6 protein-coding genes are annotated in these 7,128 nt (G+C 61.0%); 4 read left to right on the plus strand and 2 right to left on the minus strand.

Going from position 1 to position 7,128, the window contains the following annotated elements:
• On the plus strand, positions 1-1,989 hold a 1,989-nt coding region (gene tkt, locus ADK28_RS23530; protein WP_048795683.1), incomplete at its 5' end, for a transketolase.
• A 50-nt stretch (positions 1,990-2,039) separates the two neighbouring features.
• On the opposite strand, the gene nudK is transcribed toward tkt, so the two are convergent.
• Positions 2,040-2,615, minus strand: a complete 576-nt coding sequence (gene nudK, locus ADK28_RS23535; RefSeq protein ID WP_033639683.1) for a GDP-mannose pyrophosphatase NudK — start codon at positions 2,613-2,615, stop codon at positions 2,040-2,042.
• Between the two features lie 358 nt (positions 2,616-2,973).
• Here nudK and narQ point away from each other — a divergent pair, with 358 nt between their 5' ends.
• Entirely contained in the window at positions 2,974-4,650 is a 1,677-nt protein-coding gene (gene narQ, locus ADK28_RS23540) for a nitrate/nitrite two-component system sensor histidine kinase NarQ (protein ID WP_048796834.1), read from the plus strand.
• A gap of 161 nt (positions 4,651-4,811) precedes the next feature.
• Positions 4,812-5,444 (plus strand): response regulator, encoded by a 633-nt coding sequence (locus ADK28_RS23545; protein ID WP_004941753.1) that lies wholly within the window; start codon positions 4,812-4,814, stop codon positions 5,442-5,444.
• A 32-nt stretch (positions 5,445-5,476) separates the two neighbouring features.
• Here ADK28_RS23545 and ADK28_RS23550 read toward each other — a convergent pair whose 3' ends face one another.
• Positions 5,477-5,755, minus strand: a complete 279-nt coding sequence (locus ADK28_RS23550; protein ID WP_016926751.1) for a winged helix-turn-helix domain-containing protein — start codon at positions 5,753-5,755, stop codon at positions 5,477-5,479.
• A 292-nt stretch (positions 5,756-6,047) separates the two neighbouring features.
• Between ADK28_RS23550 and ADK28_RS23555 the strand changes: the two genes are divergently transcribed.
• The coding region (locus ADK28_RS23555; RefSeq protein WP_048796835.1) for an efflux RND transporter permease subunit at positions 6,048-7,128 on the plus strand (1,081 nt) is incomplete at its 3' end.

Here is a 7,128-nt window from a genome sequence, read left to right on the forward strand (position 1 = left end):
TCTCGTAAAGAGCTTGCCAACGCTATCCGCGCACTCAGCATGGACGCCGTACAAAAAGCAAATTCCGGCCACCCGGGGGCCCCTATGGGCATGGCGGACATCGCCGAAGTCCTGTGGCGTGACTATCTCAACCACAACCCGACTAACCCGCACTGGGCTGACCGCGACCGTTTCGTGCTCTCCAACGGCCACGGCTCCATGTTGATTTACAGCCTCCTGCACCTCACCGGCTATGACCTGCCGATGCGCGAGCTGGAAAACTTCCGTCAGCTGCATTCCAAAACCCCGGGCCACCCGGAGTTCGGCTACACCCCGGGCGTTGAAACCACCACCGGCCCGCTGGGCCAGGGCATCGCCAACGCCGTCGGCTTCGCCATCGCCGAACGCACCCTGGCGGCGCAGTTCAACCGCCCCGGCCACGACATCGTCGACCACCACACCTACGCCTTCATGGGCGACGGCTGCATGATGGAAGGCATCTCGCACGAAGTCTGCTCCCTGGCCGGCACCCTCAAGCTCGGCAAGCTGACCGCCTTCTACGATGACAACGGCATCTCCATCGACGGCCACGTCGACGGCTGGTTCACCGACGACACCGCCCTGCGTTTCGAAGCCTACGGCTGGCACGTGGTGCGCAACGTCGACGGCCACAACCCGGACGCCATCAAGGCCGCGATTGAAGAAGCCCGCAAGGTGACCGACAAGCCGTCGCTGCTGATGTGCAAGACCGTTATCGGCTTCGGTTCGCCGAACAAGGCCGGCACCCATGACGTGCACGGCGCCGCGCTGGGCGCCGCCGAAGTGGCCGCCACCCGCGAAGCGCTGGGCTGGAAATACGCCGCCTTTGAAATCCCGCAGGACATCTACGCTCAGTGGGACGCCAAAGAAGCCGGTCAGGCCAAAGAAGCGGCCTGGAACGACAAGTTCGCCGCCTACGCCAAGGCCTTCCCGGAACTGGCCGCCGAGTTCAAGCGCCGCATGAACGGCGAGCTGCCGGCCGACTGGAAAGCCGACGCCAAAGCGTTCGTGGAAAAACTGCAGGCCAACCCGGCCAACATCGCCAGCCGCAAGGCGTCGCAGAACGCGCTGGAAGCGTTCGGCAAGGTGCTGCCGGAGTTCCTGGGCGGCTCCGCCGACCTGGCGCCGAGCAACCTGACCATGTGGTCCGGCTCGAAAGCGCTGAACGTTGACCCGGCGGGCAACTACATTCATTACGGCGTGCGCGAGTTCGGCATGACCGCCATCACCAACGGCATCGCGCTGCACGGCGGCTTCCTGCCGTACTCGGCGACCTTCCTGATGTTCGTGGAATACGCCCGCAACGCGGTGCGCATGGCGGCGCTGATGAAGCTGCGCAACGTGTTCGTCTACACCCACGACTCCATCGGTCTGGGCGAAGACGGCCCGACTCACCAGCCGGTGGAGCAGCTGGCGAGCCTGCGCGTGACCCCGAACATGAGCACCTGGCGCCCGTGTGACCAGGTGGAATCGGCGGTGGCGTGGCAGTACGGCATCGAGCGCAACGACGGCCCGACCACCCTGGTGTTCTCGCGCCAGAACCTGACCCAGCAGCCGCGCACCGCAGAGCAGCTGGCGAACGTGTACCGCGGCGGCTACGTGCTGAAAGACTGCGCGGGCACGCCGGACGTCATCCTGATCGCCACCGGCTCCGAAGTGGGCATCACGGTGGAAGCGGCGGACAAGCTGACCGCGGCGGGCCGCAAGGTGCGCGTGGTGTCGATGCCGTCGACCGACGCGTTCGACAAGCAGGATGCGGCGTACCGCGAGTCGGTGCTGCCGGCGGCGGTGACGGCGCGCGTGGCGGTGGAAGCGGGTATCGCGGACTACTGGTACAAGTACGTGGGGCTGAACGGCGCCATCGTGGGCATGACCACCTTCGGTGAGTCGGCGCCGGCGGAGCAGCTGTTCGCCGAGTTCGGCTTCACCGTGGACAACGTGGTGGCGAAGGCGCAGGCGCTGCTGAAGTAAGCGGTCTGGCGCAAGCCGATAAAAAAGCCGGTCATCATGACCGGCTTTTTTTATTCCATCACCCGATGAATCTGCAAATACTGCAGCAGCATGATGGTCTTGCCGTCTTTAATCCGGCCGTCGGCGATCATCGCCACCGCGTCGCTGAACGGCAGTTCAATCACCTCAATATCTTCATCTTCAATGCCGCCGCCGGCCGCGCGCCGCTCATCGTCATGGTATTCGGCGATAAAGAAGTGCACGATCTCGGTCACGCCGCCCGGCGACATGTAGGCTTCGAAGATTTTCTTGACCTCGCCCACCTGAAAACCGGTCTCTTCCACCGCTTCGCGGCGCGCGCACTGCTCCGGCGAATCGGCGTCCAGCAGGCCAGCGCAGGCCTCGAGCAGCATGCCGCTTTCGTTGCCGTTGACGTAGGTCGGCATGCGGAACTGGTTGGTCAGCACCACCGTGCCCTTGGCGCGGTTGTACAGCAAAATGGTGGCGCCGTTGCCGCGATCGTAAACCTCGCGCACCTGTTGCACCGAACCGCCGTTTTTGCGTTTCAGATCGAACGTGTACTTGTTCAGCACATACCAGTTGTCCGACAACAGCTCTTTCTTCACATTCTCAATTTTCGACGACATGACCCTTTTTCCTTGAGTTGCAACGTGAAAATCATACCGCGATTACGCTGCGCCGCAGCAGACGATTTGCAACAAAAATCACAACGCCTCTCCGGGCAAACCAGGATTAAAAAGACATCGTGGGCAGACGCATAATCTGACAGACGAATCGCATCCGCAAAGACAAATCCTCAGTGGAAACCGGGCGGCGGCTGAACATCGGCGGGCATTTCGCTATTCATTTGATTACACGACGACAATTGTTCCCGTTTTGTTGACAACTTGATACAAATCGCGGTGCAATTTAGTTGCAAAAGTTATAGTTTTGCTTTCGAATGAAACTGGCGCAGCCCTCACCTGAGAGAAAAGGATTCCGTGATTGCTTGTTAAACGTTCCGTGACCGGCAGCCTGGCCAGGGCGCTGTTCGGCATCGTGATACTGTCGGTGCTCGCCACCGGGTTGGCGTTGACGACCGTCGCCGGCAGCCAGAGCGATGCCGAGGCGATCAACATCGCCGGTTCGCTGCGCATGCAAAGCTACCGCCTGGCCTTTGATCTCGATCGACAGAGCCCGGAGCTGGAGCTGCACCTGCAGCAGTATCGGCAATCTTTGCAGGCGCCGGCGCTGCAAAAGCTGGCACGCTTTTACGTCCCGGCCGAGGTGCGCAACCACTATCTGGCGCTGCAACGAACATGGCAAGCGATGGAGCGGCAGATCCGCGACGGGCAAGCCGCCGCCTACCGGGCAGAGGTCGCCGGCTACGTCAACCGCGTCGATCATTTTGTTTCCGCTCTGCAGCGTTATTCCGAGTTGAAACTCACCCTGGTGGCCGCCGTCAGCGTACTGGGTTACGCCGCCATCATCGGCCTGGTGCTGTTCTGCATCCGCTTTATGCGCCGCCAGGTGGTCACGCCGCTGCAGCACCTGGTCGACGCCAGCCAGCGCGTGCAACAGCGCGACTTTCGCCACCCGCAGCTGGACGTGGCGCTGCCGAACGAGCTCGGCGTGCTGTCGCAAACCTTCAGCGCCATGTCGGACGAGCTGGCCCGGCTCTATCAGTCGCTGGAGCTGAAAGTGCAGGAAAAAACCCAGCGCCTGCAGCAGGCCAACGAAACGCTGGAGGTGCTGTATCGCTGTTCACAGGCGCTGAGCGTGCGCCAGATCGATCAGCAGGCATTCGAGAATGTGCTGCGCATCGTGCGCCAAAGCGAACGACTGCGCTGCATCCGGTTGAACGTGGCGGACGATCATGGCCAGTGGCAATTGAACGAAGGAGAGCCGGCGCCGACGCAAACCTGGAGCGCGCTGCCGATCACCCAAGGCGATAAACTGTTGGGTGAATTGCGATGGCAGCCCGAAGCGCAGCCGCCGCATCCTCACCTGATGCAGAGCCTGGCCAACATGCTGGGGCGCGGCGTCTACTTCAACCGGGCGCAAAAGCAGCACCAATATCTGCTGTTGATGGAAGAGCGTGGGACCATCGCCCGCGAGCTGCACGATTCGCTGGCGCAGACGCTGTCGTTCCTGCGCATCCAGCTGACGCTGCTCCGGCGCGCCGCCGACGATCCGGCGGCACAGACGATTATCGACGATTTCGATCGCACGCTGGCCGATGCCTATCGCCAGCTGAGAGAATTGCTGGCCACCTTCCGCCTCAACATTCAGGAGGCGGATCTGAATGCCGCGCTGGAGCAACTGTTGCAGCCATTAAAGGCGCTAACCCCCGCGCGGATTCAGTTACACTGTCGGCTGCCCTCGCAGGCGCTCAACGCCCAACAGCAGGTGCACGCGCTGCAGATCGTGCGCGAAGCGGTACTCAATGCCGTCAAGCACGCCGGAGCGAACGAGATCGCGGTGTGTTGCGAGGTCAATGCCGCAGGCGACAACGTATTCAGCATTACCGACGACGGTTGCGGCATCGCCAGTCTGGAAGAACCGGAAGGGCATTACGGCTTGACCATCATGAGCGAACGCGCGGCGCGACTGGGAGGAACGCTGCGCATCCGGCGCAGAAGCGGCGGCGGCACGGCGGTCTGCCTGACATTCTCGCCCTGACCTTGCGGCTGTTCACTCTGCGTTACGGTTGCCGCCGGGCAGAAGGCCGCCCGGAGAGGTTTGCGGTGCAGAATGCCGCTATTTTTGAAGAGACAGTCCCACTGTGAAGCACGCCTGCGGGCGCGTTTGAGTGGCTTTACTTGCTACAGGGAGCATTTTTCATGGTGATGAAGCAATACCGAGTCATGATCGTTGACGATCATCCGTTGATGCGGCGCGGCATCAAACAACTGCTGGGACTGGATGCGCGATTTGGCGTGGTGGCGGAGGCCGGCAACGGCAGCGAGGCGGTTGCGCTGGCGCTGCAGCACGCGCCGGACGTGATCTTGTTGGATCTGAACATGAAGGGCATGTCCGGGCTGGATACGCTGCGGGCTCTGCGCGACGAAGGCGTGGACGCGCGCATCATCGTGCTGACGGTCTCCGACGCGCGCAGCGATCTGTATGCGCTGATCGACGCCGGCGCCGACGGCTATCTGCTGAAAGACAGTGAACCGGAGCAGCTGCTGGAACACATCAGCGCCGCCGCCGAGGGGCAAAACGTGATCAGCGACGCCATGGCCGACTATTTGCTGGCGCGCAGCGAGCAGCGCGATCCCTTCACCGCCTTGACCGAACGCGAACTGGACGTCTTGCAAGAGGTGGCGCGCGGCCTGTCCAACAAACAGGTGGCGGCGCAGTTGCATATCTCTGAAGAAACCGTGAAGGTGCACATCCGCAACATACTGCGCAAACTGGACGTGCGTTCTCGCGTGGCGGCGACGGTGATGTACCTGGAGTACAAAAGCCACTGATCGCCCCGCCCCGGCCAATACGCCGGGGCCGCCTACTCGATGGCGCCGAGCAGCGCCTGATGATGCTGATGCACCCAGCTCTTGTTGAACGGCCCCCAGCTTTCCAACTGATAAAAACCGTCGTTGTTGCGCACGCCCTGCTGCACGAACTGCAGCTCGACGCCCATGCCGGGCAGCGCCTTCAGTACATCCTGCAACGTGCGGCGCGGCCAACCGGTCAGCGCCATCAACCGCGGCACATTGGGCCGTTCACTGTGGCTGATCAGCCAGCATAAATAAAGCCGACGGGCAAATACCGGGTTAATCCCCATGCCAAGCTCCTGCTGTAAGGTGAATCCAGTTTTTACTTTCGGTTGCCTGCGGCGAAGAGATGCGCAAGGCCTTTGATAGTAATAAAAATGTCTTAATAGCGTCCAATTATCGGCGTCGGTGCATCCGCGCCGTTTTCCGCTACCGTTATTTACACTATCTCCTTTTTTTCTCCACGCTTTCCTCGACTATCCCGAGTAAAGTGCAATAGCGCCGGAATCCTTCCCTGCCGCTGAAATGCATATTTCCGATGCGTTTTAAAGATAGAACAAGTCATAACGAGGTTCGCGCTGCATGGCCAATTTTTTTATTGATCGCCCGATTTTCGCCTGGGTGCTGGCAATTATTCTTTGCCTGACCGGGGCATTGGCGATTTTTTCTTTACCGGTAGAACAATACCCGAATTTGGCGCCGCCGAACGTGCGCATCAGCGCAACTTACCCAGGCGCTTCGGCGCAAACGCTGGAAAACACCGTCACCCAAATCATTGAGCAAAATATGACCGGCCTCGACAACATGATGTATATGTCGTCGCAGAGCACCAATACCGGCCAGGCGACCGTCACGCTGACGTTCGAAGCCGGCACCGATCCCAACGAGGCGATGCAGCAGGTGCAAAACCAGCTGCAGGCGGCGATCAAACGTTTGCCGCAGGCGGTGCAGAATCAGGGGGTCACGGTCTCGAAATCCGGCGACACCACGCTGATGATGGTGGCGTTCGTCTCCACCGACAACAGCATGGACAAGCAGGACATCGCCGATTACATCGTCTCCAACCTGCAGGATCCGCTCAGCCGCATCAACGGCGTCGGCAGCATGGACGTGTATGGCTCGCAATACGCCATGCGCATCTGGCTCGATCCCAACAAGCTCAACAGCTACCAGCTCACGACCCAGGACGTGGTCAAGGCCATTCAATCCCAGAACGCCCAGGTGGCGGTCGGCCAGTTGGGCGGCACGCCATCGGTCGATAAACAGGCGTTGAACGCCACCATCAACGCCCAGTCGCAGCTCCAGACGCCGGAACAGTTCCGCCAGATCACCCTGCGGGTCAATCAGGACGGCTCGCTGGTGACGCTGGGCAACGTCGCCACCGTCGAACTGGGCGGCGAGAACTACAACTACCTCAGCCGCTACAACGGCATGCAGGCCGCGGGCATGAACATCAAGCTGGCCTCCGGCGCCAACGAACTGCAAACCGACCAGTTGGTGAAGGACAAGATCGCCGAGTTGTCGCAATACTTCCCGCACGGGCTGGAGGCCAAAGTGGCCTATGAAACCACCCCGTTCGTCAAAGCCTCGATCAAGGACGTGGTGAAAACGCTGCTGGAAGCCATCCTGCTGGTGTTCCTGGTGATGTATCTGTTCCTGCAGA

It is taken from the genome of Serratia sp. 506_PEND, from assembly GCF_001076875.1.
GTDB classification, from domain to species: domain Bacteria; phylum Pseudomonadota; class Gammaproteobacteria; order Enterobacterales; family Enterobacteriaceae; genus Serratia; species Serratia marcescens.

Coding starts and splice junctions, on each gene's coding strand:
- nudK (WP_033639683.1), bottom strand. CDS start 2,615: ATGTCGTCGAAAATTGAGAATGTGAAGAAAGAGCTGTTGTCGGACAAC.
- ADK28_RS23545 (WP_004941753.1), top strand. CDS start 4,812: ATGGTGATGAAGCAATACCGAGTCATGATCGTTGACGATCATCCGTTG.
- ADK28_RS23550 (WP_016926751.1), bottom strand. CDS start 5,755: ATGGGGATTAACCCGGTATTTGCCCGTCGGCTTTATTTATGCTGGCTG.